28 protein-coding genes and 1 riboswitch are annotated in these 26,456 nt (G+C 72.6%); of the genes, 9 read left to right on the plus strand and 19 right to left on the minus strand.

Translation table 11 applies throughout. The features are described from left to right. Nucleotides 1–20 precede the first annotated feature (20 nt). Nucleotides 21–623 (plus strand): 3'-5' exonuclease, encoded by a 603-nt coding sequence (locus WDZ95_RS00770; protein ID WP_425775837.1) that lies wholly within the window; start codon nt 21–23, stop codon nt 621–623. Here the strand turns inward: WDZ95_RS00770 and WDZ95_RS00775 are convergent. Both WDZ95_RS00775 and WDZ95_RS00780 read right to left on the minus strand, forming a co-directional pair. Then, complete coding sequence (locus WDZ95_RS00775) at nt 602–1,486, minus strand: alpha/beta fold hydrolase (protein ID WP_425775838.1); 885 nt, start codon at nt 1,484–1,486, stop codon at nt 602–604. The genes WDZ95_RS00770 and WDZ95_RS00775 overlap by 22 nt on opposite strands. Continuing rightward, the gene (locus WDZ95_RS00780; protein ID WP_425775839.1) at nt 1,483–2,685 is read right to left on the minus strand and encodes a PLP-dependent aminotransferase family protein; all 1,203 of its coding nucleotides are present in this window, start codon (nt 2,683–2,685) and stop codon (nt 1,483–1,485) included. Before WDZ95_RS00780 ends, WDZ95_RS00775 begins: the two co-directional genes overlap by 4 nt. 101 nt (nt 2,686–2,786) lie before the next feature. On the opposite strand from WDZ95_RS00780, the gene nth reads away from it, so the two are divergent. Beyond that, a complete protein-coding gene (gene nth / locus WDZ95_RS00785; RefSeq protein ID WP_166226897.1) occupies nt 2,787–3,422 on the plus strand; it encodes an endonuclease III in 636 nt (211 codons plus the stop codon). Here the strand turns inward: nth and WDZ95_RS00790 are convergent. After that, complete coding sequence (locus tag WDZ95_RS00790) at nt 3,400–4,323, minus strand: LysR family transcriptional regulator (protein WP_166226898.1); 924 nt, start codon at nt 4,321–4,323, stop codon at nt 3,400–3,402. The genes nth and WDZ95_RS00790 overlap by 23 nt on opposite strands. Nucleotides 4,324–4,457: 134 nt before the next feature. Here WDZ95_RS00790 and WDZ95_RS00795 point away from each other — a divergent pair, with 134 nt between their 5' ends. Then, nucleotides 4,458–5,486 carry a Bug family tripartite tricarboxylate transporter substrate binding protein gene (locus WDZ95_RS00795; protein ID WP_425775840.1) on the plus strand — a complete coding sequence of 343 codons (1,029 nt, stop codon included), beginning with the start codon at nt 4,458–4,460 and terminating at the stop codon, nt 5,484–5,486. Nucleotides 5,487–5,503: 17 nt separating this feature from the next. Then, on the plus strand, nt 5,504–6,379 hold the full coding sequence (locus WDZ95_RS00800; RefSeq protein ID WP_425775841.1) for an isocitrate lyase/PEP mutase family protein: 876 nt from the start codon (nt 5,504–5,506) through the stop codon (nt 6,377–6,379). 11 nt (nt 6,380–6,390) lie between these two features. On the opposite strand, the gene WDZ95_RS00805 is transcribed toward WDZ95_RS00800, so the two are convergent. The 16 genes from WDZ95_RS00805 to WDZ95_RS00880 are packed head-to-tail and all read right to left on the minus strand — an operon-like array spanning nt 6,391 to nt 21,612. Beyond that, complete coding sequence (locus WDZ95_RS00805; protein ID WP_425775842.1) at nt 6,391–6,945, minus strand: histidine phosphatase family protein; 555 nt, start codon at nt 6,943–6,945, stop codon at nt 6,391–6,393. Continuing rightward, nucleotides 6,942–7,754, minus strand: a complete 813-nt coding sequence (locus WDZ95_RS00810) for an adenosylcobinamide-GDP ribazoletransferase (protein ID WP_425776233.1) — start codon at nt 7,752–7,754, stop codon at nt 6,942–6,944. The genes WDZ95_RS00805 and WDZ95_RS00810 overlap by 4 nt, the downstream gene beginning before the upstream one ends. A gap of 16 nt (nt 7,755–7,770) precedes the next feature. Next, a complete protein-coding gene (cobT, locus tag WDZ95_RS00815; RefSeq protein WP_425775843.1) occupies nt 7,771–8,844 on the minus strand; it encodes a nicotinate-nucleotide--dimethylbenzimidazole phosphoribosyltransferase in 1,074 nt (357 codons plus the stop codon). Nucleotides 8,845–8,868: 24 nt separating this feature from the next. Further along, nucleotides 8,869–10,419: a cobyric acid synthase gene (locus WDZ95_RS00820; protein ID WP_425775844.1), complete on the minus strand. Its 1,551-nt coding sequence runs from the start codon at nt 10,417–10,419 to the stop codon at nt 8,869–8,871. Between the two features lie 5 nt (nt 10,420–10,424). Continuing rightward, nucleotides 10,425–11,420, minus strand: coding sequence for a biotin synthase BioB (gene bioB / locus WDZ95_RS00825; RefSeq protein WP_425776235.1), 996 nt, complete (start codon nt 11,418–11,420; stop codon nt 10,425–10,427). A gap of 5 nt (nt 11,421–11,425) precedes the next feature. Next, a complete protein-coding gene (locus tag WDZ95_RS00830; protein WP_425775845.1) occupies nt 11,426–12,448 on the minus strand; it encodes an aminotransferase class I/II-fold pyridoxal phosphate-dependent enzyme in 1,023 nt (340 codons plus the stop codon). Continuing rightward, on the minus strand, nt 12,445–13,440 hold the full coding sequence (gene cbiB / locus WDZ95_RS00835) for an adenosylcobinamide-phosphate synthase CbiB (protein WP_425775846.1): 996 nt from the start codon (nt 13,438–13,440) through the stop codon (nt 12,445–12,447). Before cbiB ends, WDZ95_RS00830 begins: the two co-directional genes overlap by 4 nt. Next, nucleotides 13,437–13,862, minus strand: a complete 426-nt coding sequence (locus tag WDZ95_RS00840; RefSeq protein ID WP_425775847.1) for a DUF1636 domain-containing protein — start codon at nt 13,860–13,862, stop codon at nt 13,437–13,439. Before WDZ95_RS00840 ends, cbiB begins: the two co-directional genes overlap by 4 nt. Beyond that, nucleotides 13,862–14,431: a cob(I)yrinic acid a,c-diamide adenosyltransferase gene (gene cobO, locus WDZ95_RS00845; protein WP_425775848.1), complete on the minus strand. Its 570-nt coding sequence runs from the start codon at nt 14,429–14,431 to the stop codon at nt 13,862–13,864. Before cobO ends, WDZ95_RS00840 begins: the two co-directional genes overlap by 1 nt. A 24-nt stretch (nt 14,432–14,455) precedes the next feature. Then, a complete protein-coding gene (locus WDZ95_RS00850) occupies nt 14,456–15,217 on the minus strand; it encodes an ABC transporter ATP-binding protein (RefSeq protein WP_166226909.1) in 762 nt (253 codons plus the stop codon). After that, nucleotides 15,214–16,218: a FecCD family ABC transporter permease gene (locus tag WDZ95_RS00855; RefSeq protein WP_425775849.1), complete on the minus strand. Its 1,005-nt coding sequence runs from the start codon at nt 16,216–16,218 to the stop codon at nt 15,214–15,216. Before WDZ95_RS00855 ends, WDZ95_RS00850 begins: the two co-directional genes overlap by 4 nt. Then, nucleotides 16,215–17,084 (minus strand): ABC transporter substrate-binding protein, encoded by an 870-nt coding sequence (locus tag WDZ95_RS00860; RefSeq protein ID WP_425775850.1) that lies wholly within the window; start codon nt 17,082–17,084, stop codon nt 16,215–16,217. Before WDZ95_RS00860 ends, WDZ95_RS00855 begins: the two co-directional genes overlap by 4 nt. Beyond that, nucleotides 17,081–17,653 carry a bifunctional adenosylcobinamide kinase/adenosylcobinamide-phosphate guanylyltransferase gene (gene cobU, locus WDZ95_RS00865; RefSeq protein ID WP_425775851.1) on the minus strand — a complete coding sequence of 191 codons (573 nt, stop codon included), beginning with the start codon at nt 17,651–17,653 and terminating at the stop codon, nt 17,081–17,083. The genes WDZ95_RS00860 and cobU overlap by 4 nt, the downstream gene beginning before the upstream one ends. After that, nucleotides 17,646–18,446: an ABC transporter substrate-binding protein gene (locus WDZ95_RS00870; RefSeq protein ID WP_166226913.1), complete on the minus strand. Its 801-nt coding sequence runs from the start codon at nt 18,444–18,446 to the stop codon at nt 17,646–17,648. Before WDZ95_RS00870 ends, cobU begins: the two co-directional genes overlap by 8 nt. Next, entirely contained in the window at nt 18,443–19,765 is a 1,323-nt protein-coding gene (locus WDZ95_RS00875) for a cobyrinate a,c-diamide synthase (RefSeq protein WP_425775852.1), read from the minus strand. Before WDZ95_RS00875 ends, WDZ95_RS00870 begins: the two co-directional genes overlap by 4 nt. Then, entirely contained in the window at nt 19,762–21,612 is a 1,851-nt protein-coding gene (locus WDZ95_RS00880; protein WP_425775853.1) for a TonB-dependent receptor domain-containing protein, read from the minus strand. Before WDZ95_RS00880 ends, WDZ95_RS00875 begins: the two co-directional genes overlap by 4 nt. Nucleotides 21,613–21,686: 74 nt before the next feature. After that, a riboswitch (cobalamin riboswitch) is annotated at nt 21,687–21,940 on the minus strand. A 47-nt stretch (nt 21,941–21,987) separates the two neighbouring features. Between WDZ95_RS00880 and WDZ95_RS00885 the strand changes: the two genes are divergently transcribed. The 5 genes from WDZ95_RS00885 to WDZ95_RS00905 all read left to right on the plus strand — a co-directional run bounded on the left by WDZ95_RS00885 (nt 21,988) and on the right by WDZ95_RS00905 (nt 26,430). Further along, a complete protein-coding gene (locus WDZ95_RS00885) occupies nt 21,988–22,209 on the plus strand; it encodes a DUF904 domain-containing protein (RefSeq protein WP_166226916.1) in 222 nt (73 codons plus the stop codon). Next, on the plus strand, nt 22,206–22,619 hold the full coding sequence (locus tag WDZ95_RS00890) for a cell division protein ZapA (RefSeq protein WP_425775854.1): 414 nt from the start codon (nt 22,206–22,208) through the stop codon (nt 22,617–22,619). Before WDZ95_RS00885 ends, WDZ95_RS00890 begins: the two co-directional genes overlap by 4 nt. 351 nt (nt 22,620–22,970) lie before the next feature. Beyond that, complete coding sequence (locus tag WDZ95_RS00895) at nt 22,971–23,786, plus strand: sulfite exporter TauE/SafE family protein (RefSeq protein ID WP_166226918.1); 816 nt, start codon at nt 22,971–22,973, stop codon at nt 23,784–23,786. A 216-nt stretch (nt 23,787–24,002) separates the two neighbouring features. Continuing rightward, a complete protein-coding gene (locus WDZ95_RS00900; protein ID WP_166226919.1) occupies nt 24,003–24,464 on the plus strand; it encodes an SWIB/MDM2 domain-containing protein in 462 nt (153 codons plus the stop codon). Nucleotides 24,465–24,609: 145 nt separating this feature from the next. Then, complete coding sequence (locus WDZ95_RS00905) at nt 24,610–26,430, plus strand: adenylate/guanylate cyclase domain-containing protein (protein WP_425775855.1); 1,821 nt, start codon at nt 24,610–24,612, stop codon at nt 26,428–26,430. Nucleotides 26,431–26,456 lie beyond the last annotated feature (26 nt).

The following is a 26,456-nucleotide window of genomic DNA, read 5'->3' on the forward strand; positions in this document are numbered from 1 at the left end:
CGCCGGGTATGCTGCCGCCCATGAGCCCCCGCGAGACCCAGCCCACCCCGAGCAAGGAAGCCATCGACGCCCTGCCCCCCTTCCCCGTGCTCGGTCTGGACCGCATCACCCTGGTGCAGACCGGTGCCCAGGCGGCCGCGGCCGCCGCTGCGCTGCGCGCCCACGCGCTCTGGGGCTTCGACACCGAGTCGCGCCCCACCTTCCTCAAGGACCAGGTGTCCGACGGCCCGCACGTGGTGCAGCTGGCCACCGAGAGCCATGCCTGGGTCTTCCAGCTGCACGACCCGGCCTGCCGCGCGCAGGCGGCCGAGCTGCTGGCCGACCCCGCGCACCGCAAGGCCGGCTTCGGCCTGCGTGACGACCAGGTGCGCATCCGGGACAAGCTGGGCGTGCAGGCCGCCAGCGTGCTCGAACTCAACGTGGTGTTCCGCGAGCGCGGCTACCGCAAGGACATGGGCGTGAAGGCCGCCGTGGCCGTGCTGTTCGGCCAGCGCTTTGCCAAGAGCAAGAAGGCCGCGACGAGCAACTGGTCGGCGCGCGTGCTGGGCGAATCGCAGCTGGTGTACGCGGCCAACGACGCCTGGGCCGCGCGGCTGGTGGCTCAGGCCTTGGGCCTGGGCTGATCCGCACCCTCGCCCAGCAGCCAGCCCTTGACCAGGGCATTGAACTCCGCGGGTTTCTGCTTCATCAGCCAGTGGCCCGCGTCGAGGCCATGCGCGGCGCAGCCGGGCTGGCGGTTGAGCTGGCGCACCCAGGCGGCCGAATGGAACATGAAGGGCTTGCGCCGGCCGTAGATGTAGAGGCCGGGCAGCGATTCACCCAGGAGCTTGCGCACCGGCGCCATGCCGCGCAGGCCGCCGTAGGCCTTGAACCAGCCCATGGCATAGGGGTAGTTCATTTCCCAGCCGATGAGCTGCGGGTCGTTGCGGCAGCCGATGGTGCGCGCCATCCAGCGCGTCATGCGGTTGGCGAGGCCCGGCAACGAAGGGCCGAGCTTCCAGGCCAGGGCCAGCCAGAGCTGGTAGCCCGCGATCAGGAGCTTCTCGCGCAGCGTGAGGCCGCCGAGGTAGTCGCGCGAGTTGTAATCGCCGATGTCCACGCCCACCACACGCGCCACGCGCTCGCGGTGGCGCGCCGCGAACTCGTAACCGAAGGCACAGCCCCAGTCGTGCAGCACCAGGGTCACGGGCTGCTCGGGACTCACCGCGTCGGCAATGCGGCGCATGAGGGTGCTGAGCTCGTCGAGCGAAGCGGGCCGCACGCCCTTGACCAGGTCAAAGCCCGGCAGGTGAAAGCGCACGCAGCGAAAGTGCGGCGCGAGTTCGGCCACGGTGGCGTCCCACAACGCGGGCGTATCGGGCCAGCCGTGCACCATGAGCAGGGTGTGCTCGCCGCGGCCGTCGATGAAGACATCGACATCGTCGATCACCAGATCGGGCGCCACCCCGGGCACGGTGTCCGCCTCGGGCGACGCGGACGCGGTCACAGCGCGCGCCCCAGCCGGGCAATGCCCTCTTCGATCTTGTCGATCGGCGCGGTGGCGAAGCTCAGGCGCAGCGTGGCGTGTTCGGGCTGGGTGGCGTAGAACGGCGCGCCCGGCACGAAGGCCACGCCCTGTTCGATCGCCTTCTTCGCGAACACCGCGCCGTCGCTCACCTTGCCGCCTGCGCCCGTGAGCCGCGCCCACACAAAGAGGCCGCCCTGCGGCTCGACGAATTCGATGGCATCGCCGAGCTCGCGGCGCAGCGCCTGGCACATGGCCTTGGCGCGCTCGGCGTACACCTGGCGCACACGCGCCAGCGTGCCGGGCATGCGGCCGGCCTTGAGGTACTGCTCGGCCGTGGCCTGGGCGAAGGTGCTGGTGTGCGCGTCGCTGAACTGCTTGCACATGGTGGCCTTGGCCAGCAGCTCGGCCGGCGCCACCATCCAGCCCACCCGCAGGCCGGGGCTGAGCACCTTGCTCAGCGAACCGCAGTGCACCAGGCGCTCGCGCGCGCCGGGCACGCTGTCGGCCAGGGCCAGCAGGCTGGGCGGCGGCGCGTCGCCGAAGTACAGGTCGCCGTAGGGGTCGTCTTCCACGATCAGGGTGTCGTGCTTCACGGCCATCTGCAGGATGGCCTGGCGCCGCGCCAGGCTGGTGAGCGCGCCACTGGGGTTGCCGAAGGTGGGAATGAGGTAGACGAACTTGGGCTTGTGCTCGGCGATCAGCGCCTCGAGCCGGTCGGTCCGCGCGCCCTCGCCGTCCACCGGCACGGTGATGAGCTCGGCGCCGTAGAGGCGGAAGCACTGGATCGTGGCGAGGAAGGTCGGGCCCTCGACGATGACCTTGTCGCCGGGGGAGATGAGCGTCTTGCCCAGCAGGTCCAGTGCCTGCTGGCTGCCGGTGGTCACGATCAGGTCGTTCGCGCCCACGCCGCGCGCGCCCTTGGACGCCATGAACTGCGCCAGCTGCTCGCGCAGCGGGCCGTGGCCTTCGGTGGCGCCGTACTGCAGCGTGGCGCCGGGGTTGTCGGTGAGCGCGGCGTTCACCGCCTCGCGGATGCCGTCCACGTCGAACATGTTGCTGTCCGGGAAGCCGCCCGCGAAGCTGATGATGCCGGGCTTGCCCAGCAGCTTGAAGAGCTCGCGGATGGCGGAGGTTTCGACGTTGTTCAGGCGGTCGGCGAAAGGCGTGGTGAAGGGCATGGGGGAAACGGCTCGGGCGTGGCAAAAACCGCATTGTCACCAAACCGGCGGCGTTCGTCGCCGCCCCTGCCCCCGGGCTGACCCCGATAGACTGCGCGCCCATGAAACGCGAGCAGATCGAAGCCTTCTTTGCCACCCTCAAGGCCGCCAACCCCACGCCTCAGACCGAGCTCGAATACACCAGTGTGTTCGAGCTGCTGGCCGCCGTGCTGCTGTCGGCCCAGGCCACCGACGTGGGTGTCAACAAGGCGACGCGCAAGCTCTTCGCCGTGGCGAACACGCCGCAGGCCATCCTCGACCTCGGTCTCGAAGGCCTGGAGGGCTACATCAAGACCATCGGCCTGTACCGCAGCAAGGCGCGCCACCTCATGGAGGCCTGCCGCCTGCTGGTGGAGCGCCATGGCGGCGAGGTGCCGCGCAGCCGCGAGGCGCTCGAAGCCCTGCCCGGCGTGGGCCGCAAGACCGCCAACGTGGTGCTCAACGTGGCCTTCGGCGAACCCACCATGGCGGTGGACACGCACATCTTCCGCGTCAGCAACCGCACCGGCCTGGCCCCGGGCAAGACGCCGCTCGCGGTGGAGCTGCAGCTGATGAAGCGCGTGCCGCCGGCCTACGCGGTCGACTCGCACCACTGGCTGATCCTGCACGGCCGCTACGTGTGCCTGGCGCGCAAGCCGCAATGCTGGCGCTGCGCCGTGGCCGCCTATTGCGACTTCAAGCCGAAGACGACAGGCTGAGCCGCGGCCCGCGCTCGCCGCCGAGCCGCGCCACCAGCCAGGCGATGCCCGGGTCGTCCACCGCGCGCCGGCTCAGCGCAAGCTGGTGGCGGAAGGGGTCGAGCGCGAACGGCACCGCGGCCGCCTTGAAGCGCTCGCCCGCGTGCCGCGGCAGCAGGTCGCGCGGCGCGGTCAGCAGCAGGTCGGTCGACTCGAGCAGGCCCAGGGCGACCTCGAAGTGCGCCGCGACCAGCCGGATGCGCCGCTCGTGGCCCAGCCGCGCAAGCGTCTGGTCGACCCCGCCAAAGGCGCCGGGCTGCACCAGCACCTGCAGGTGCTCGGCCTGCAGATAGGCCTGCAGCGTCAGCGGCCGGCGCGCCAGCGCGTGTCCGCGCCGCATGAAGCAGGCGTAGGGCACCTCGGCCAGGGTGCGCACGGCGATGGTGTCGTCGGCGCTGTTGAACACGCCGAGCGCGAGATCGAGCGCGCCCGAGCGGATCATGTCGGCCGCGTGCGTGCGCCCCACGTGCAGCAGTTGCAGGCGCACCTGCGGCGCCTCGTGCAGCAACCGCCCGATCACGGGCTGCAGCACCACCCGCGCGGCGTGGTCCGAGCAGCCCACCTGGAAGTGCCGCTGCGAGGCGGCGGGGTCGAAGGCACTGGCCATGGCGAACACGCGCTGCGCGCGCAGCAGCAGCGCACGCACCTCGTCCTGCAGCGCCACCGCCTTGGGCGTGGGCACCATGGCGCGGCCGCGGCGCACCACGATGTCGTCGCCGCAGGCGGCGCGCAGGCGCGCCAGCGCATGGCTCACCGCGGGCTGCGTGAGCGCGAGCCGGTCGGCCGCGCGCGACACGCTGCGCTCGGTCATCACGGTGTCGAACACCACCAGCAGGTTCAGGTCGAGGCGTCGCAGGTCCATCGGGGCATTATGAATGTGCTTCATGCCAGCGCATGGCGAAACGTCATTGGACGCCTTAAGACCAGCTTCCTACAGTGCGGATCAGCCCTGCATTCACCCGCTGCATGGCCGATGCCCACAACGAAGGAGACCGCATGAATACGCCCCCCGCGCGCCGCACCCTCCGGCCCGGCGCCCCCACCACGAATCCGCGCCGCCGCGTGCTGGCCGCGCTCGGCGCCGCCCTGCTCGGCGCCGGCGTGGGCCCGGCACGCGCCGCCAGCGGCTGGCCCGACAAGCCGGTGCGCATCATCGTGCCCTTCGGCGCCGGCGGCAGCACCGACGCGCTCGCGCGCATCGTGGGCAGCAAGCTCAGCGAGGCCATCGGCCAGCCGGTGGTGATCGACAACCGCGCGGGCGCCGCCGGCGCCATCGGCGCCCAGGCCGTGGCGCGCGCGCCCGCCGACGGCCACACCCTGCTGCTGGCCACCAGCAGCACGCACGCGGTGCTGCCCCACCTGCGCAGCCTGCCCTACGACGCGGTGAAAGACTTCACGCCCATCGCGCGCATCGCCTCGGCACCCAACGTGCTGGTGGTGAGCCCAGGCCTCAAGGTCACGAGCGTGAAAGAGCTGGTGCAGATCGCCGCGACGCGCGAGGGCGGGCTGAGCTACTCGTCCAGCGGCAACGGCACCGTCACCCACCTGATCGCTGCCGACTTCGTGCAGCGCGCCGGCCTGCGCGCGCGCCACGTGCCCTACAAGACCGGCATCCAGGCCCTGCCCGAGTTGAACAGCGGCCAGATCGATTTCGCCTTCGACAGCATCGTGTGGACCCTGCCCCAGGCCCAGGTCGGCAAGCTGCGCGCGATCGCCATCGGCAGCGCCGAACGCTCGCCGCTCGCGCCCGACCTGCCCACGCTGCGCGAGGCCGGCTTCAGCGGCTTCGACGGCACCACCTGGTTCGCGCTCATGGGCCCGGCCGGTCTGCCGGCCACGGTGGTGGCCGAGCTGAGCCGCCACCTCAACGCGGTGCTGCGCGACCCCGACCTGCGCGCGCAGTTCGAACGCCAGGGCGCCGAGCCCCTGGGTGGCACGCCCCAGGCGCTCGAACGCCTGGTGCAGGACGACAGCAAACGCTGGGCCGGCGTGATCGCGGCCGGCGGCATCAAGATGGACCAATGAACGCGATCGACCCCACCATGACCTCTGCTTCCCCTGCGCCCCTCCCCCACTTCCGCGACCTGGTCGCCAGCGAACGCCCGCTGGTGCTGCCCGGGGCGCACGACGCGCTCTCGGCCCTGCTGATCCGCCAGGCCGGCTTCAAGGCCTACTTCATCGGCGGCTTCCCCGTGGTGGGCGTGCGCCACGGCCTGCCCGACATCGGCCTGGCCACGCTGGGCGAGATCTCGGCCGCGGTGCGCGACATCCTCGCCGTGTCCGACCTGCCGGTGCTGGTCGACGTGGACAACGGCTACGGCGACGTGAAGAACGTGGTGCACGCGGTGCACACCTACGAGAAGATGGGCGCGCAGGCGCTGTTCTTCGAAGACCAGGTCTCGCCCAAGCGCTGCGGCCACATCGCGGGCAAGGAACTGCTGCCCTGCGAAGAGATGGAGCGCCGCATCCGCGCCGCCGCGAACGAGCGCCGCGACCCGCGCACCTTCATCATCGCGCGCACCGACGCGCGCGAGGTCTACGGCATGGACGAGGCGCTGCGCCGCGGCGAGCGTTACGCGCGCGCAGGCGCCGACGGCCTGTTCATCGAGGCCCCCGAATCGGTGGAAGAGCTCGAGCAGATCGGCCGCGCGCTCGCGGGCACACCGCTCATGGCCAACATGCTCGAAGGCGGGCGCACGCCCATCCTGCGCCCGGCCGAGCTCGAAACCCTGGGCTTTCGCATCGCCATCTATGGCATCTCGCTGCTCATGCGCAGCGTGCGCGTGATGCAGGACTCGCTGGCCGACCTGCGCAGCGGCGAGCTGCGCCTGGTGGGCAGCGGCGTGGGTTTCGAGGAGTACAAGCGCATCGTGGGCTTCGATCGCTGGTCGGCGCTCGAAAGCCGCTACGCGGGCTGAGCCCGCGCGCCTCAGAAGCCGAGTTCGAGCAGCCCGCCCGGTGCGGGCGCTTCGCGCGGCCATTCGGCGGCCGACGCGATGCGGCGCGGCCCGTGGGCCTTGAGGTAGAGCGCCGCGCGGATCACGCCCGCGTGCGTGACCCAGGCCGCTTCCTGCACGCCCGCCGCGTGCAGCTCCAGGATCAGCGCGGCCACGCGGTCGATGACCTGCTGGGTGCATTCCTCGCCGCCGAAGCGGTGCTGCGCGAAGTCGCCGGTCCAGGCGTCGAAGGCGGCCTGCGGCACCGCGGCCCAGGGCTGCATTTCCCAGCGGCCGAAGTCCATCTCGTTGAGGCGCTTGTCCACGCGCGCGGCGCCCAGGTCGGGCCGCTCGCGCTGCAGCACCGCGGCCAGCTGCTGCGCGCGCATCAGGCCCGACACCCACAGCGGCACGAAGCGCGGCAGCCGCGCGGCTGCGGCCTGCGCCGCCGCGAGCGTGGCGTCGGCGCGCGCGGGCGCGTCGGTGATGCCGTAACAAAGGCCGTCGGGCAAAGCCACGGCGGCGTGGCGGATCAACCAGAGTTTCATGAAGCCGGAGAAAGTGCCAGGGCAAAGCCCAAGTAGAACAGCAGTTCGCTCAGTTGCTGTGTCGCGCCCAGGCCGTCGCCGGTGAAGCCCTGCAAGCGGCGCATGAGCCAGCGGCGCATCCAGGCCGCGGCCAGCGCCGCGCCGAGCAGGCCGCCCCACCAGGGCGCGGCCGGGTACAGCCCCAGCACCAGCAGCAGCGCCAGGGCGGTCCACAGGCCGCCCGCGAACAGCGCGCCCGCCGACAGGCTGTCGGCCAGCGGCTTGCTCTTGGAGCCGGCCGCGTCGCCCACGTGGGCCATGCTGAAGATCAGCAGCAGCGGCGTGCCGCGCGACACCACCTGGGCCATGAACAGCGCCGCCACCGCGCGCAGCGCATCGGTCTGCGCGAGCAGCGCGAGCAAGGCCACCTTGGCCAGCAGCGCGAGCACCAGCGCGATCGCGCCGAAGCTGCCGATGCGCGAGTCCTTCATGATCTCGAGCGCACGCGCCCGGTCGGCGCTGCCGCCCAGGCCGTCGCAGAGGTCGGCCAGGCCGTCTTCGTGGAAGGCGCCGGTCATGCACACGCCGGCCACGGTGGCCCCGACCGCGGCCACCCAGGGCGCGGCGGCCACGGGCGGCAGGCCCCACAGCAGGCCGAAGAACACCGCGCCCACCACCACGCCCACCAGCCAGCCCACGCCGGGAAAGTGCGCGGCGCTCGCGCGCAGCATGGCCGGGCTGAAGCCCACCCAATCGGCGAGGCGGCCGGTCACGGGCACGCGCGTGAAGAACTGCAGCGCGAGCAGGTAGTGCCTGAGGAAGCGGCTCAGCGGGTTCACGACGCGCTCAGGTGCGGGCCACGGCGGCCTCGCTGCCGGCGGTGGACACGCCCGCGCTCTCGAAGCTCGCCATCTCGCCCAGCACGGCGCAGGCGCTCGTGAGCAGCGGCCAGGCCAGCGCCGCGCCCGAGCCCTCGCCCAGGCGCAGGCCGAGGTCGAGCAACGGCTCGGCGCGCAGGTGCGCGAGCATCAGCGCGTGGCCGCGCTCGCCCGATCGGTGCGCGAACACGCAGCGCTGCAGCACGTGCGGGCGCAGCTGGCTGGCCACCAGCACCGCGCTGGTGGCGATGAAGCCGTCGACCACGATCACGCGGCGCTCGGCCGCGGACTGCAGCACCGCGCCCACCAGCGTGGCGATCTCGAAACCGCCGAAGGCCGCGAGCGCGGCCAGCGGGTCGCGCGCGGCCTCGTGGCGCTGCAGCACGGCGCGCAGCACGCCGATCTTGCGCACCACGGCCTCGGCGTCGAGCCCGGTGCCGGCACCGGTCACGTCGGCCACATCGAAGCCGCCCAGTCGCGCGAGCAGCAGCGAGGCCGCGCTGGTGTTGCCGATGCCCATCTCGCCGAGCAGCAGCGCGTTGCCCGGCAGCGCGCGCACCAGTTCGCGGCCGTTGGCGATCGCCTCATCGCGCTGGGCCGCGCTCATGGCCGGGCCTTCGAGCGCATCGGCCGTGCCGGGCGCGATCTTGCGGATCTGCAGGCCCGCGCGCGGCGCGAAGTCGTGGCGCACGCCGCAGTCGACCACGGTGAGCGCCAGCCCGTGCTGGCGCGCGAGCACGCTCACGGCCGCGCCGCCCGCGAGGAAGTTCTCCACCATCTGCCAGGTCACGTCGCTCGGGTAGGCCGACACGCCGCGCGCGGCCAGGCCGTGGTCGGCCGCGCACACCAGCATCTGCGGCTCCCGCAGCCGCGGCACCGCGCTGCCCAGGATGGCGCCGATGCGCAGCGCGAGGCGCTCGAGCCGCCCCAGCGAGCCCAGCGGCTTGGTCTTGTGGTCGAGCGCATGCTGCAGCGCGCGCTCGAGCGCGTCGTCGTGCAGGTCGTCGATCTCGGGAATGGGGGGCATGGCGGGCGAGGACATGGGGTGTCTCCTTCGGCGGGGTGGTCAGGGCGTCACGAGCGCGTCGAGCGCGGCGGCGTCGAGGTGGGCGGCGAGCGCATCGGCCAGGCGGTCGAACACCGTGTCCAGCGTGGGCACGGTGGCGCCGAACAGGGCCTGCAGCAAGCGCGGGTCTTCGAACAGGCCGTGCAGGTACAGGCCCAGCACGTTGCCGGCGGTGTTCTGCCAGGCCAGGCCGGGCAGCACCTCGCGCGCGAGCGCGCCGGCCGCGGCCATGGCCGGGTGCGGCGCGGTCTGGCCGTGGTGGATCTCGTAGCCGCTGAGGCCCACGTGCGAGAGCGCGGCCCAGGGGCCGGTGAGCGCGGCGAAGCGCGCGTCGGTGCGGCGCACGGTCTTGTCGCGCGCGAAGCAGGTCACCAGCGGCAGCAGGCCCAGGCCGGGCGCGTTGCCGTCGATGCCCTCGGTGTCGATCAGCGCCTCGCCCAGCACCTGCAGGCCGCCGCACACGCCCAGCACCCGGCCGCCGCGCGCGGCGTGCCCGGCCACCCAGCGGTCCAGGCCCTGCTCGCGCAGCCAGGCCAGATCGGCCGCGGTCGACTTGCTGCCGGGCAGCACGACCACGTCGCCTGCGCCCAGGTGCGCGACCTCGGCCGGCGAACGCACCCACTGCAGGCGCACGCCGGGCACGTTCTTGAGCGGCTGGAATTCATCGAGGTTGCTGATGCGCGGCCAGGCGACCACGGCCACCGTGGTGTGCACCGCGCCCGAAGCGTTGCTGCGGTCGTCGAAAACACCGTCTTCTTCGGGCAGACCGTGGCGCCACTGCATGGGGATCACGCCCACCGTGGGCACGCCCGTGAGGGCTTGCAACTGCTCGGGCGCGGGCGCGAGCAGGGCCGCGTCGCCGCGGAACTTGTTGAGCACGAAGCCGCGGATGCGCGCGCGGTCGGCCTCGGGCAGCAGGGCCCAGGTGCCGTAGAGATGGGCGAACGCGCCGCCGCGGTCGATGTCGGTCACGAGCAGGCAGCGCGCGTTCGCCTCGCGCGCCACGCGCAGGTTCACGATGTCGCTGGCCATGAGGTTGATCTCGGCCGGCGAGCCCGCGCCTTCGATCACCACCACGTCGTGCTCGGCGATCAGGCCGTGCAGCGCGGCGCGCACCGTGGGCCACGCACGCTCGCCGCGCTCGCGCCAGGGCAAGGCCGTGAGCGCGGGGTCGACCCGGCCCATGAGCACGTACTGGCTGTGCGTGTCGGCCTCGGGCTTGAGCAGCACGGGGTTCATGCGCACCTCGGGCTCGGCGCGCGCCGCGAGCGCCTGGAAGTACTGGGCAGAACCGATTTCAGCCCCCACGCTCCACCGCTGACGCGGGTCGCTGCCCCCCGGGGGGGCTGTTTCGCCTTGGGGCGGCCCGGCGGCGAAACGGTCGTTCTCCGGCGGCGATGCCACCACGCGAGCGTTGTTGCTCATGTTCTGCGCCTTGAACGGCGCGACCTTCAAGCCCAGGCGCGCGTAATGCCGGCACAGCGCCGTGGCGAGCCAGCTCTTGCCCGCACCGCTGCTGGTGCCCAGCACCATCACGCAGACCGCGGCCATGGGCTTCAGCCCTGCCGCGCGCGCAGGCCCAGCCGGGCCAGCAGCGCCTGGTCGGCTGCCACGTCGGGGTTGCCGGTGGTGAGCAGCTTGTCGCCGTAGAAGATGCTGTTGGCGCCGGCCTGGAAGCACAGGGCCTGCACCGCCTCGCCCATCTGCTGGCGCCCGGCCGACAGGCGCACGCGCGCGCGCGGCATGGTGATGCGCGCCACCGCAATGGTGCGCACGAACTCGAAGGGGTCGAGGTCGGGCTGATCGGCCAGCGGCGTGCCCGCCACCTTCACGAGGTGGTTGATGGGCACCGACTCGGGGTAGTCGGGCGCGAGGTTGGCGAGCTGCGCGATCAGGCCCGCGCGCTGGCGGCGCGATTCGCCCATGCCCACGATGCCGCCGCAGCAGACCTTCACGCCCGCGCCGCGCACGCGCTCCAGGGTGTCGAGCCGGTCCTGGTAATCGCGCGTGCTGATGATGTCGCCGTAGAAACCGGGGTCGCTGTCGAGGTTGTGGTTGTAGTAATCGAGCCCGGCGTCGCGCAGTTGCTCGGCGTGGCCCTCGGCCAGCATGCCCAGCGTGGCGCAGGCCTCCAGGCCTTCGGCCTTGACGGCGCGCACCAGCTCGGCCACGGCCTCGACGTCGCGGTCTTTGGGCGCGCGCCAGGCCGCGCCCATGCAAAAGCGCGTGGCACCCGCGGCGCGCGCGGCCTGCGCGGCGGCGCGCACGGCGTCCACGCCCATGAGCTTGCCGGCCTGCACGCCGGTGTCGAAGTGCACCGACTGCGGGCAGTAGCCGCAGTCTTCGGGGCAGCCGCCGGTCTTCACCGACAGCAGCGTGGCCAGCTCGACCTCCTGCGGGTCGTGGTGTTCGCGGTGCACGGTCTGCGCGCGGTGCAGCAGCTCGGCGAAGGGCAGCGCGAACAGGGCCTCGATCTGGTCGACCGACCAGCGCCTTGACTCCAGGGCCACGGCGGCGGCGCGCGGGTGCAGCGTGACGGGGTGTTCGGTGATCGGGGTCATGGGTTTTCCTCTTGAACAGGGCGGCGATTGTCACCGGCGGCGGCGCGCCAGGCCTGCTGCAGCGCGCGCTGCTCGTCGGGCGGCCGCACGCCAAGCCGCACGTGGCCCGGCAGGCCGAACGAGGCGCCGTCGCGCAGCTTCACGCCGTGCGCGCGGCGCAACGCGGGCAAGAGCCCGGCCTGGGCCGCATCGGCCAGCCGGGCAACGAAGAAGTTGGCCTCGCCGGGCAGCACGGTCCAGCCCAGCGCCTCACACAGCGCCACCTGCTGCGCCTTCCAGGCGCGCAGCGTGTCCAGGCTGTCGTGCAGCCAGTGCTGCGCGGCGGGCGTGGTCCAGGCCAGCAGCATGGCTTCGGCGTGCGCGCCCAGGGGCCAGGAGGGCGCGAGCGCGCGCAGGTCCTGCGCGGCGTCTTCGGCGCCCGGTGGGGCGATGGCGTAGGCACCGCGCACGCCCGTAAGGCCCAGGGCCTTGTTGGGCGTCCAGAGCTGCCACACGCGATCGAGGTCGGCCGCGCCCAGGCTGCAGCGCCCGCTCAGGCGCAGCGGTTCGTAGGCGCGGTCGAGCACCACGGTGGCGGCCTGCGCCGCCACGTCGGCAGCGCCCGGCTCGGGCCCGCCGATGGGACTCGCGGGTTCGCAGAGCCAGGCGAGGTCGGCCTGCACGGGCGCGTGCACCGGCGCGAGCCGCCAGGCCGCGGCCGCGTGCGCGTAGTCGCCATAGGCGTGGGCGGGCCGCCACACGCGCGTGCCGCCCGCGCGCGCCACCCAGGCCGTGATGCGGCCGATGAACTCGCTCGCGCTCGCGGCCGGCACGATGCGCTCGGGCGCCACGCCGTGAAAGCGCGCGAGCGCCTCGATCAGCGCGGTGCTCGCCGGGTCGGGGTAGTGGCGCGGGTCGGCCGCCTGCACCGCGGCGAGCGCGGCGGGACACGGCCCGCAGGCGTTGGCGTTGGTCGAGAAATCGAAGGCCGGCACGCCGAGCGCGTCGCTGCCGCCGTGGGTGGCTTGCAGCGGGTTCATGCGATCACTCCCCACGCGCCCGCCACCGCGGCCACCGCGGCCAGCCACGCGATCGCGCCCACCGCGCGGCCTGCGCGGCGCAAGGCGCGCCCGGTGTCGGCGGCCTCGGGCGCGCGGCCCTGGGCGTGCAGCGCGTAGACGCCGGGCTTGCGCAGGCACAGGCCCAGCGCGAGCGCCATGGCCGCCATGGGCCAGCCGCTGTTGGGCGAAGGCGTGCGGCGCGCCTCGCGCCGCAGCGCGCCCCAGTGGCGCGGCGCGCACAGCAGCAGCGCGGTCAGGCGCGCGGGCAGCCACGAGAGCGCGTCGTCGGCGCGCGCGGCCCATTTGCCGGCCCAGGTCCAGTCGCGGCCGTTGCGTTCGCCGCGGTAGCCCCACATGGCGTCGGCGGTGTTGGCGAAGCGGTAGAGCGCGGCGCCGGGCAGGCCCGCGAGCGCGAACCAGAACAGCGGCGCAACCACCGAATCGTTGAGGTTCTCGGCCAGCGATTCGATCGCGCTCTCGCGCACCTGCGCGGCGTCGAGCGCGGCCACGTCGCGGCTCACGAGCCAGCCCAGGCGCGCGCGGCCATCATCCAGCGATCGGCCGAGCGCGGCCTCGACCGCCGCCACCTCGTCGCGCAGCATGCGCCAGGCCAGCAGGGGTTTGAGCAGCAGGCCCAGCAGCAGCACCTGGGCCCAACCGGACGCGCTGCGCGCGGCCCAGCCCGGCGCCACGGCCAGGGCCAGCACCAGCAGCGCGCCCAGGCACCAGGCCAGCGCGCCGCTCACGAAGGCGCGCGCGCGCCGCGCTTCGGCCTGGGCGGGCAGCGGCGCGATGCGCCGCCCCATGAAGCCCAGGTAATGCCCCATGGCCACCACCGGGTGCCAGCGGGCGGGCGGCTCGCCAAAGACCCGGTCGATGGCGAGCGCGAGCAGCGCCGCAAGCGGCAGCACCAGGCCCGCGGGCCACACGCCCGTCACCGCATCCGCCACCGCGTCCGTCAGCGCGCTCATCCCGTCGCCTGCGCCCCATGCGGCGGCAGCTTGGCCAGGATGCCGTTGCGCAGCCGCTCGGGCCGCTGGTTGCGCAGCAGCTGGCCGTCGGCGGCCTCGGCGTGCATCGCGGCGCACCGCAGCGCGTCGCGCGCGGTGGCCGCGTCGGGCTGCAGGTCGCCGAACAGGTAGCTCGGCTTGCCGGGCGCCTGCAGGGCCACGGTGCAGGCGCGGCCGCAGGCGCTCATGCAGGCCTGGCCGCGCACGCGCACGCGGCGCAGGGCCTCGGCGGGCAGGTCGAACTGCGCGTGCTGCACGGCTTCGAACAGCGTGGCGCCGGCCGCGGGCGCGTCGCGCGAAGCGCCTTCGGGGCGGCAGGTGGTGCAGACGACCAGCTCGGTGATGACCGCGTCGGCAACGGGGGGCTGGGGCCGCTCGCTCATCAATCTTCGATGCCGCGCTGGGCCGGCACGCCGGCGTTGAAGTGGTGCTTGACCAGCGCCATCTCGGTGACGGTGTCGGCCAGGGCGACCAGCTCGTCGGGCGCGCCGCGGCCGGTGAGCACCACGTGCACATGCGGCGGCCGTTCGCGCAGCGCGGTGAGCACCGCGTCCAGCGGCACCCAGCCGTAGCGCAGCGGGTACATGATTTCGTCGAGCACCACCATGAAGTGCTCGCCCGCGCGGATCGTGGCCTCGGCCCGGGCCCAGCCGGCGCGGGCCAGTTCGGCCGAGTGCTCGAGGTCGCGGCTCTTCCAGCTGAAGCCGTCGCCCAGGCCTTCGATGGGGATGCCCAGTTGCTCGAACAGGCGGTGCTCGCCGAAGCGCGCCGAGGGCACCTTCATGAACTGGTAGATCTTGACCGCCTTGCCGCGCCCGTGCGCGCGCAGCGCCAGGCCGAAGGCCGCCGTGCTTTTGCCTTTGCCGTTGCCGGTGTGCACCAGCACCAGGCCGCGGCGCTCGCCTTGCGGTTTGGGGGTGTCGCGGTCCACCGGCGGAGATTCGATCTGCATGGGGTTTCCTTGAAAACGGGCGGCTCAGACCGGCAGCGCGACCCAGCGGTCGTTGAGCTGGTGGATCGCGATGCGGTGGTCGAACACGGCCTCGAGTGCGCGGTGGGTGGCGGGGTCGTCGCAGGCGCCGTGGTGGCGCACGCGGCCCTGGTCCACCACCAGCAGGCGGTCGGCGTGCAGCGCCACGCCGATCTCGTGCAGCACGCTCACCACCGTCTTGCCCTGCGCCACCAGGCCGCGCACCAGTTGCAGCCAGTCGGCCTGGTGCGGCGGGTCGAGGTTGGCCAGGGGTTCGTCCATCAGCAGCACCTGCGCGTTCACCGCGAGCAGGCGCGCGAGCAGCACGCGCTGGCGTTCGCCGCCCGAGAGCGCGCCGAGCGCGCGCTCGCGCCAGTCCCAGGCCTGGGTGGCGCGCAGCGCCTGCTCCACAGCGGCGCGGTCGGCGGCCGAGGGCTGGGCCAGCCAGGCCTGGTGCGGCAGGCGGCCCAGCATGGCCACGTCCCACACGCTCAGGTCGTCGGCGCCGTGTTCGCCCTGCCCCAGCCAGGCCAGGGCGCGGGCGCGCTCGCGGCCGCGCCATGCCGCGAGCGGGCGGCCCAGCAACTGCACCTCGCCGCTGTGCGGCAGCAGGCCCGCGAGCGCCTTGAGCAGCGTGGACTTGCCCGCGCCGTTGGGGCCGACCACGCTGGTCCAGCGCGCCGCGGGCAGCGCGATGGACACGCCGTGCAGCACCTCGGCCTCGCCGAGCACCACGCCGAGCGCGGTGGTCTGCAGCGCGGCGTTCACAGGCCGCCCCCGGGCCGGCGCCGCCGGTGCATGAGCCAGAGCAGGTAGCTGCCGCCGAGCACCGCGGTGAGCACGCCCACGGGCAGTTCCTGCGGCGCGATGACCCAGCGCGCGAGCACGTCGGCCGCCATCAGCAGCAAGCCGCCCATGAAGGCGCTGAGCACCACGAGGCGGCCGTGCGTGGTCTTCACCAGCGAGCGCACCAGGTGCGGCGCGGCCAGGCCCACGAAGGCGATGAGCCCGGTCTGCGCCACGGCCGCGCCGGTGGCCAGCGCGAGCACGCCCACCAGCACGGCGCGCACGGTGGCCAGCGGCAGGCCCAGGCTGATGGCGGTGGCCTCGCCGAGCGCGAGGCCGTCGAGCACGCGGCCCAGCAGCGCCGACACCAGCAACGCGGCCAGCAGCATGGCGGCCATGACGCCGCAGGCGGCCCAGCCCACGAAGCCCGTGGTGCCGAGCATGAAGCCCTGCATGGCCTGCAGCGTGTCGGGCTCGGCGATGGTGACGAGGTCGCGCGCGGCGCCGAGCACCACGCCCACGATCACGCCCGCGAGCAGCAGGCGCAGCGTGTGCTGCACGCCGCGCGCGAGCACCAGCGTGAGCACCACGCCCACCACCGCGCCCGCAAACGCCGCGCCCGTGAGGCCCAGGCGCACCAGCCACTGCGTGGCCAGGGCGCTGGTGCCGACCAGGGCCAGCGCGATCGCCACGCCCAGGGCCGCGCCCGAGGCGCTGCCCAGCAGGTAGGGGTCGGCCAGCGGGTTGCGGAACAGGCCTTGCGCGACCGCGCCGGCCAGGCCCAGCAGGCCGCCCGCCACCCACGCGCCCAGCGTGCGCGGCAGCCGGATGTCCCAGAGGATCTGCCAGGCCACGGGGTCGTGGCGCGCGTTGAGCACGCTGTCGAAGCCGGTACTGCCCACGCCCGCGCCGAGCAGCAGCACGAGCAGGCCACCCAGCAGCAGGGCCGCGGCGAGCCAGAGGCTGTGCGCGCGGCCGTTCATGCGCCCTGGCCTTTCTCGGCGATGCAGCGCGCGAGGATGCGCGCGGCCTCGGCCATGCGCGGACCGGGCCGCACGAGCACGTCGGATTCGTCGGTGCTGAAGATGCACACGCGCTGCTCGCGCAGCGCGCGCAGGTTGCGCCAGCCCGGGCGCTGCGCCAGGCCCGCGGCGTTGCGCGCGCCGATCAGGATCAGGTCGGGGTTGGCGCGCACCACGTACTCGGGGTTGATGCGCGGAAACGGCCCGAGATCGGGCGTGACGATGTTCTGCACACCCAGGCGCGTGAGGGTTTCGCCGATGAACGAGCCCGGCCCGGCCGCGTAGCCGCCGGTGCTGACCTCGTAGTACACGCGCAGCGGCCGCGCGCGCCGGGGCAGCGACTGCGCGGCCGCCGACACGCCGGCGTCGATCGCGCGCCAGATGCGCTTCGCATCGGGCACATCGAGCAGCGTGCCGATCTTGTCCATCACGCGCTGCGCGTCGGCCGCGCTGCGCGGCTCCAGCGCCACCACCTTGAGGCCGAACCCTTCGAGCCGCTGCACGCCGCGCGACGAGGTGGCCATGAGCACGAGATCGGGCTTGAGCGCCACGATGGCCTCGATGTTGGGGTCGATGCCGCCGCCGGTCTTGGGCAACGCACGCACCGCGGCGGGAAAGTTCGAGTAACGGTCCACACCGACCAGGCGGTGGCACTGGCCGAGTTCGCACACGGTTTCGGTGAGCGAGGGCAGCAGCGAGACGATGCGCTGCGGCGCCTGCGGCAGCGTCACGGCCACGCCGCGGTCGTCGGTGATGCGGATCTCGGCCGCGTGCAGCGCGCTGCACAGGCCCAGCGCGAGCGCGAAGTACAGGCGGATCGGGTTCATGGCGATTTGAGGGTGAGCGGCAGGCCGGCGGCCATGAAGGTGACGCGCTCGCAGGCGCGCGCCACGGCCTGGTTGAGGCCGCCGAGTGCGTCGACGAAAGCGCGGGTTTCACGACCCAGGGGGATCACGCCGAGGCCGATCTCGTTGCCCACCAGCACCACCGGGCCGGGGGCCGTGGCGATCGCGCGCACCAGCGCATCCTGCGGTGCGGCGGGGTCGGCGGCTTCGCCACTGGCGGGCATGAGCAGGTTGGTGAGCCAGAGCGTGAGGCAGTCGATCACCACCAGGGTGGTCGGCGCGGTGTGCGCGCTCAGCGCCTCGGCCAGCGCCAGCGGCTCTTCGCGCGTGGCCAGGCCGGGCACGCGCTCGGCGCGCTCACGCTGGTGGCGCGCGATGCGCGCGTGCATCTCGTCGTCCCAGGGCTGGGCGGTGGCGATCAGCACGGCGCGGTGGGTGGCGTCGGCGTCGAGCCACTGGCGCGCGAGCGATTCGGCGCGGCGCGACTTGCCGCTGCGCTGACCGCCCAGGATGAACTCGCTGCGCGCGAACACGGGCGCGGTGTCAGCCATGGCGCGCGCTCCACTGCAGCACGATGCGGTGCAATTGTTCGACGCCGTCGGTGAGCGCGGCCGGGCCGGGCTGCAGGATGTCGGCCGACTTGATCTCGAACAGCTGAGCGTCGCGCACCGCGGGCACGGCCTGCCAGCCCGCGCGCGCGGCCACGCGCTCGGGCCGGAATTTCTTGCCGCACCACGAGCCCACGACGATGTCGGGCGCGCGCTCGACGATGCGCTGCGGCTCGCCGATGATGCGGTCCTTGCCCAGGGGCATGGCGGCGAGCTCGGGGAAGCAGTCGTCGCCGCCGGCGATGCCCATGAGCTCGGAGACCCAGCGGATGCCGCTGATGCACGGGTCGTCCCATTCTTCGAAGTACATGCGCGGGCGGCGCGGCAGCGCGCGGCCCGCGGCGGCGATGGCGTCGAGCCGCGCGCGCGTGCGGTCGATCCAGGCCTGGCCCTCGGCCACGCGGTCGACCAGCGCGGCCACCTGGAACAGCATGTCGAAGATCTGCGCCACGCTGCGCTGGTTGAACACCACCACCTGCACGCCATGGCGGATCAGCGCGGCAGCGATGTCGGCCTGCAGGTCGGAGAAGCCGAACACGCAGTCGGGCCGCAGCTCGAGGATCTTGTCGATCTTGGCGCTGAGGAAGGCGCTGACCTTGGGCTTTTCCTCGCGCGCGCGGCGCGGCCGCACGGTGTAGCCCGAGATGCCCACGATGCGCGCCTCTTCGCCGAGCAGGTAGAGCCACTCGGTGGTTTCTTCGGTGAGGCAGACGATGCGCTGCGGGCCTCGGCTCATGGCGCGGGTTCCTCCAGGAAAAGCGAGGCCGTGGCCGCAGGGCTGGATGCGAACCAGGCATGGAAGTAGCTCGCGCGCAATGCGCCGTGGCGGTACAGCGCCTCGCCCGGGCCGCCGCGCGGGGGCTCGGTGTGCGCCGCAGGCGCCAGCGGCGAGGTGGTGCGCGAATGGTGGAAGGTGTGGCCGCGCAGCGTGCCCGCGGGCAGCGCGAGTTGCTGAGGCCCCAGCGCCACCAGGCGCGGCTGCAGCGCGGCCTCGCCGGGCAGCAGGCCCCACATGCGGTGCGCGCTGCCGTCGTGCGGGCGCAGCGTGTCCATGAGCAGCAGCATGCCACCGCACTCGGCCCACACCGGCCTGCCGGCCTGCAGGTGCGCGGCCAGGCCCGCGCGGCAACGCTGCGCGGCGCTCAGCGCGGCCGCGTGCAGCTCGGGGTAGCCGCCGGGCAGCCACACCGCGTCGCACGGCGGCAAGGGCTCGTCGGCCAGCGGTGAGAAGAAGGCCAGCTCGGCGCCCAGGCTGCGCAGCGTGTCGAGGTTGGCCGGGTAGATGAAGCAGCAGGCGGCGTCGCGCGCGACGGCCACGGTGCAGCCCGCGAGCGGGCGGCCGATGTCGGGGGCGGGTTCGGGGGCGTCGAAGGCCACGGTCCAGCGCGCGAGTGCGGCGCTGTCCATCGCACCCAGCGGCGTGGCCGCGAGGGCGTCGGCCGCGGCGTCGAGCCGGGCCAGCGCGTCGGGCAGCTCGGAGGCCACGGTGAGGCCGAGGTGGCGCTCGGGCAGCGAGAAGGCGGCGTCGCGCATCACCGCGCCGAGCCAGCCCGGTACGCCATCGCCCAGCGCGTCCTGCAGCATCTGCGCGTGGCGCTCGCCGGCCACGCGGTTGGCGAGCACGCCGGCCCAGGGCAGGCCGGCGCGGAAGTGGCGCAGGCCGAAGGCCAGCGCGCCGAAGGTGCCGGCCATGGCCGAGGCGTCGATCACCGCGAGCACGGGCAGGCCGAAGCGCTGCGCGAGGTCGGCCGCGCTGGGCTGGCCGTCGAACAGGCCCATCACGCCCTCGACCACGATCAGGTCGGCCTCGCCCGCGGCGGCGTGCAGCCGCGCGCGCGCATCGGCCTCGCCGGTCATCCACAGATCGAGGTTGTGCACCGGGTGGCCGCTGGCCAGCGCGAGCCAGTGCGGGTCCAGAAAATCGGGCCCGCACTTGAAGGCGCGCACGCGCCGGCCGGCGCGCGCGTGCAGGCGGGCCAGCGCCGCGGCCACGGTGGTCTTGCCCTGACCCGAGGCCGGGGCCGCCACGAGGATGGCCGCGGTGCGGTGCGTCACGGCTTGGGCGCCCAGTGCAGCGTGACGTAGGCCGCGCGGCCCGGCTGGTTGTAGCCGTTGGCGGTCTGGTAGTCCTTGTCGCCGATGTTGTTCACGCGCAGCGCGAGCGACCAGTCCTTGGTGAGGGCGTACCGCACGTAGGCATCGACCGTGCCGAAGCCCGGCAGGCGCACGGTGTTGGCCGCGTTGTCGAAACGCTCGCCCACGAGTTGCAGCGCGGTGCCCCAGGTCCAGGCGCCGATGCGGTGGTCGAGCCCGGCGGTGAGGGTTTCGTCGGCGCGGCGCGCGAGTTTCTGGCGCGTGAGCAGGTTGCGCGCGTCCAGCAGTTCGAGGTTGCCGTACCACGACCAGGCGCCGGCCGAGCCGGTGTACCCCAGCGACCAGCCCTCGAGCCGCGCCTGCGGCACGTTGACCACCACGGGTTGCAGCGTGATGAAGCCGCGCACGCGGTTGTCGAAGCGCGTGAGCTTGAGCTCGTGCGCACCGCGCGTGTAGGTGAGGCCGAACTCGCGGTTCTTGCCGCGCTCGGGCTGCGTGGTGGGGTTGCCCGTGAAAAAGGGCGACACGTAGTAGAGCGTGTTGAACGACGGCATCTTGAACGAGGTGCCGTAGGCCAGGTGCGGGCGCCAGTTCGGCGTGAGCTGGTAGCCGTAGCTCGCGAAGCCGGTGGTGGCGCCGCCGAACTGCGAGTTCTCGTCGCGCCGCAGGTTGGCCTGCCACAGGTGCTGGCCCAGGCCGCCCGTGAGGCCGACGAAGGCCGCGTCGGTGGTGCGCGAATTCACCGCATAGGCCTGCGTGCCCGACACCGCTTCCTTGATCGATTCCACGCCCAGCAGCACCGTGCCCAGGCGCGTGGCCTGGTCGTGCTGCAGCGTGATCTGCGTCTGCGCGGTGTTGAACACCGAGGCCACGGGCGTGGTGCCGTAGCTGTCGCCGTCGTCGTCGCTGCGCGCGACCGTCAGGCGCGTGCGCGCGTCGGCGTTCCACTGGCGCGTGAGGCCCCAGCCGAGCACGCGCGTGGTGGTGACCGAGCGGGTGTCGAAGCTGCCCGCCCCCTGGTCGAAGCGGCTCACGCCCTCGGCCTGCGTGAGGTTCAGGTCGGTCGACCAGCCCTCGGCGAAGGCCCAGCGGAACGAGCCGCTGAGCACGTCCTGCCTGGCGCCGTCGCGGTCGGGGTTGAAGTTGCTGCCCACGCGCGGGTTGGTCGAGGAGAAGCCCTTTTCGCCCAGCGAGCTCGCGTGCAGGCTGTAGCTGAAGGTGTCGGTGCCGCCGCGCACGCCGGCAGCCACTTCGTGGTGGCCTTCGCTGCCCACGGTCACGCTGGCCTCGGGCTGGAAGCCCTTGACGCCGCGCTTGGTGAAGACCTGCACCACGCCGCCCACGGCATCGCTGCCGTACAGCGCCGAGGCCGGGCCCTTGAGCACCTCGATGCGGTCGATGGCCGACAACGGCAGGTTGTCCCAGTTGGGCGCGCCCGCGGTGGACGAGCCGTAGCGCACACCGTCCACCAGCAGCAGCACCTGGCGCGCTTCGGCGCCGCGCACGAACAGGCTCGATTGTTTGCCGCGGCCGCCGTTGGCCACCAGCTGCAGGCCGGCCTGGCGCGCGAGCAGCTCGGACAGCGTGCGGCCAGTGGATTTCGCCACCGTGTCGGCGTCGATCACGACCACGTCGCTGAGCAGCGCGTCGCTGCGGGTGTCGACGCGCGTGGCCGTGACCACGGTGTCTTTGAGGGTCACGTCGGTCGCGCTCTGGGCGGACACGGGCGCGGCGGCGAACGTGGCCAGCGAGGCCACACAGGCGAGGGGGAGCACGGCCAGGGGCGCGCGCAAGGCAGGGGATTTCATGTTGAACACACAAGCACAGAGCCCTCACCGCCTTCCCCGACGGTGCCTGGGCATCACGGTGGCGCCGCTGGCGCGGCACCACCACCTCGTTGGCCGGTATCCGGGCTGGCAGACCGAACCCCATCGCCTTCCCGGTGCGCGGCGCGCGCCAGTGGCGGTGTGATGGGGCCGGAGCTTCCGGCGGCCTGGGGCCGCCGGTCGTCTCGTCTGCTTACCGTTGCGGGGGCAGCGCAGGTTAGGTTCGCCGCGTCGGCGGCTCGCCCTCCTGCTTCCCGTTGAACTGCGGCGCGTGAACCGCGCCGCGAGCACCAACGGCGTGCATTCTATGCGCGAGCGCCGCCTACAATGACCGACGCATCAAGGATCGCAACCGCCATGGCCGCCTCCAAGCAACTCGACCAGATCACCGAGAAGGTGGAGCGGCTGCTGCTGCGCCACGAAGAGCTGCAGCGCACCAACGCGCTGCTCGTCGAGCAGGTGCATGCCCTGCAGGCCGAGCGCGATTCGCTCAAATCGCGCCTGCTCGCGGCGCGCGCGCGCATCGACGCGCTGCTCGAGCGGCTGCCCGCCACCGAAGAGCGCAAGGAGAGCACATGAACAAGCCCGGCTACAAGCAGATGGAGGTCCAGATCATGGGCCAGAGCTATCTGCTCTCGTGCCCCGTGGGCGGCGAGGCGCTGCTGCTCGAGGCCGTGGAGCGCGTCGATTCGGCCATGTGCCGCATCCGCGACGCGGGCAAGGTCAAGGCGCGCGACCGCATCGCGGTGCTGGCCTCGCTCAACCTCGCGTTCGAGCTCTCGCAACTCGAACGCAAGCAGGCCGAGCGCGAAGCCGAGGCCCAGCAGCAGTTCCAGGCCTCGTCGTTCGCACAGGGCGACGCGAGCGCCTTTGCCGAAGCCGGCGGCACCTTCGACAACGACCCGATCGATGCGCAGACGCAGCAGCGCGTCGACGACCTGATGCGCCGGCTCGACCAGACGCTCGACAAGGACGGAAGGCTCATCTGAGCCCCCACGCTCCGCACTGCGTGTCGTCGCTGCCCCCCACGGGGGCGCGGCCTTGCTTGGGGCGGCCCGGCGCGGCGGCCCGCTCTGAGCCGCACCGCCCGTCATCGCACGGGGGTATGCCGACCGATGGCCCGATCGCACGGCGCACTGCTTCTAGAATCGCGTTTGTCTGCGGTTCCGTCGGGCTCTCATGTCCTTGAACCAATGCTCATTGAGCACGGGCTTGGTACATTGCGCGGCTGGTGCGAGCGTCTCGCGTCAGACGAACCCGAAGCCGCGTTGCCCTCGCCCACCTGAACCCCGGTTCAGGCCACCGGCCCGGCGCCCAACCGCAGACACCTTTTCTCTCCCATGCCCCTTGAACCCCTGTTGATCGCCGAGCTCGCGCTGCTCGGTGTGGGTACCGGTTTCCTCGCAGGCCTGCTCGGCATCGGTGGCGGCATGCTGATGGTGCCCTTCATCACCTTCATCCTCACGGGCCGCGGCGTCGCACCCGACCTCGCCGTCAAGATGGCCATCGCCACCTCGATGGCCACCATCATCTTCACCAGCATCTCGAGCGTTCGCGCGCACCACAAACGCGGTGCCGTGCGCTGGGACATCGTGCAGCGGCTCGCGCCCGGCATCGTGATCGGCGCGGGCGTGGCCAGCCTGGGTGTGTTCGCGGTGCTCAAGGGCAGCTGGCTCGCGCTGTTCTTCGCCGCCTTCGTGAGCTTCTCGGCCACGCAGATGCTGATCGACAAAAAGCCCAAGGCCTCGCGCACGCTGCCGGGCACCGCGGGCCAGCTCGGCGCGGGCGGTGTCATCGGCTTTCTCTCGGGCCTGGTGGGCGCGGGCGGCGGCTTCGTCTCGGTGCCCTTCATGACCTGGTGCAACGTGCCCATCCACAACGCGGTGGCCACCAGCGCCGCGCTGGGTTTCCCGATCGCGCTCGCCAACGCCCTGGGCTACGTGGTGTCGGGCCAGGGCGTGGCCAACCTGCCCGCGGCCTCGCTCGGCTACATCTACCTGCCCGCGCTGCTGGTGATCGCGAGCACCAGCGTGCTGATGGCGCCGCTGGGCGTGAAGGCCGCGCACGCGCTGCCCGTGAAGATGCTCAAGCGCGTGTTCGCGGGCATCCTCTTCGTGCTCGCCGCGTACATGCTCTGGAAGGGCCTGACGGCCTGACGCACCGCGCCCTGCGGCGGCCCAGGGCGCTCCCTGGGCGTTCCCCGGGGGCGAAGTGTTGTTTTCCCCTCTACAAACCCGCGAAACCCCGGGGCGTTCACGCGCGTGAAGCGCGTTTCCTCCTTGGAAGGCGCAAACAACTCCATTAGCATCAACACGCTTGTGCGAGAGCGCGTTCTCCGCAGGCGTACATCAACTTCTAGAAGGATCATCAACATGGCAACTGCGAAGAAAGCCGCCGCGAAAAAAGCGCCGGCCAAGAAGGCGGCTCCGGCGAAGAAGGCCGCTGCCCCGGCGAAGAAAGCCGCTCCGGCCAAGAAGGCGGCCGCCCCCGCCAAGAAGGCCGCTCCGGCGAAGAAGGCCGCTCCGGCCAAGAAAGCCGCCCCGGCCAAGAAGGCCCCCGCGAAGAAGGCCGCTCCCGCCAAGAAGCGCACCCCGAACGCCGCCTTCCTCAAGCCCCTGACCCCCAGCGCCGCCCTGGCCGCGATCGTGGGCGCCAGCCCGCTGCCGCGCACCGAAGTGACCAAGAAGGTCTGGGACTACATCAAGAAGAACAAGCTGCAGGACAGCGTGAACAAGCGCCTCATCAACGCCGACGCCAAGCTGAAGGAAATCTTCAAGAAGGCCCAGGTCACGATGTTCGAACTGACCAAGCTGGTCAACGACCACCTCAAGTGATCGTGCCCCGAACGCGCCGCCCGGCGCGTTCTCCCCGACAAAGCCGACGTTCCGTCGGCTTTGTCGTTTCCGGACGCCCATCGGCCCCAGCGGGTTCACCGCCCGATCACCTGTGCGAAACTGAGACGTTCTGTAACAAGCGCGCATGAGCACCCCGCCCACGACACCGTCCTCCACCGCGACACCCGCCGCGGGTGGCCTGGCGTTGCCGCCCATGCGGCACAAGACGGTGCTCGTGATCGATCTGGTGGAATCCGTGCGCCTCATGGCCGCGCACGAGGCGCAGGTGGTGGCCCTGTGGCGCGGCTTCGTGCACTTCGCCACCACCGAGGTGCTGCCCGCGCGCGGCGGCCGCCTCGTGAAGAGCCTGGGCGACGGCCTGCTGGCCGAATTCGAGCACCCGGCGCAGGCGGTGCGCGCCGCGCTGGCGCTGCACCGCCACTTCGACGAAGCCAACCGCGAGTTGCCCGCGGCGCAGCAGCTCTACCTGCGCGCGGGCATCAACGCCACCCGGCTCTACGTGGACGACACCGACGTGTACGGCCACGGCGTGAACCTGGCCGCGCGCGTGGCCGACCTGGCCGCGCCCGGCGAGACCGTGGTCACGGCCAGCGTGTACGACGCCATCGTGGTGGGCGTGGACGCCGACGTGCAGGACCGCGGCGAGAGCTACCTCAAGCACTGGCCCGAGCCGGTGCGCACCTGGACCGTGTCGCCGGTGAATGCGCACACGCCGGTGGTGCGCCTGCCCACGCCGGCCGAATCGGCAAGCGATTTCCGCCCCGGCGTGGCCGTGGTGCCGTTCGAAACCCGCAGCCACGCGCCCGAGCAGTTCGTGATCGGCGAGCTGATCGCCGACGGCGTGATCACCCAGCTCTCGCGCAGCCAGGACCTGCGCGTGATCTCGCGCCTGTCCACCAGCGCCTTCCGTGGCCGCGGCGCGCCGGCGGCCGAGGTCGGCCAGCGGCTCGAAGCCTCGTACACCCTCAGCGGCAGCTACGTGAGCTTCGGCGACAAGGTGGTGATCACCGCCGAGCTCAGCGACAACCGCCGCAACGAGGTGGTGTGGGCCGAGCGGCTGGCGGGCGACACGCTCGACCTGGTGCAGCTCGAGAGCGAGCTGGTCACGCGGCTGAGCGAGGCCACGGCGCAGGCGGTGCTGCACCACGTGGTGCAGCGCTCGCTGGTGCAGCCGCTGCCGCAGCTCGAAAGCAACGCGCTCATGCTCGGCGGCATCACGCTGATGCACCGCTCGACACCGCGCGACCTGCAGCGCAGCCAGCAGTTGCTCGAGGCCGTCGTGGACCGGCACAAGCGCGTCGCCACGCCGTGGGCGTGGATGGCCAAGTGGCACATCATGCAGGTGATGCAAGGGCTGGCCGACGAGCCAGCGCGCGCCTTTCGGGAGGCCATCGGCGTGGCCGAGCGCGCGCTCGATCTCGAGCCCCAGAGTTCGCTGGCGATGGCGGTCAAGGGCCACGCGCTGTGCCACCTGGGCAGTGACGTGGAGGAGTCGCGCCGCCTGCTCCATGCTGCCACCGAAAGCAACCCCAACGACCCGATGGCCTGGCTGTACCGCTCGGTGTGGTCAACCATGTGGGGCGACGCGGCGGATTCCGTCGCCGAGGCCGAGACCGCCGTGCGGCTGTCGCCGATCGATCCGCAGAAGTACTACTTCGAGATGATGCTGGCGACCTGCCATGCGGCCAACCTGAACTGGGCGCGCGCCATCGACATCGGCCAGTCTTCGCTGAAGAAGAACAAGTACCACTTGCCCACGCTGCGCTGCCTGGCCGCGTCGCTCTACTACTCGGGCAATGCCGAGGCCGCGCGCGAGCAGGTCGAGACCATCCTGGGCCTCGAGCCCCAGTTCACGATCGATCGTTACCTGGCGTCGGGGCGCGAAAGCCCGCTGCGGCGCAAGGTGGCAGCGGCCTTGGCCGCGCTTGGAGTTCCCGACCATTAGATTCAAGGAGTGCACATGAGCGGTGG

The organism is Hydrogenophaga sp. T2, assembly GCF_049843535.1.
In the GTDB taxonomy this organism is placed as follows: Bacteria; Pseudomonadota; Gammaproteobacteria; order Burkholderiales; family Burkholderiaceae_C; genus Hydrogenophaga; species Hydrogenophaga crocea.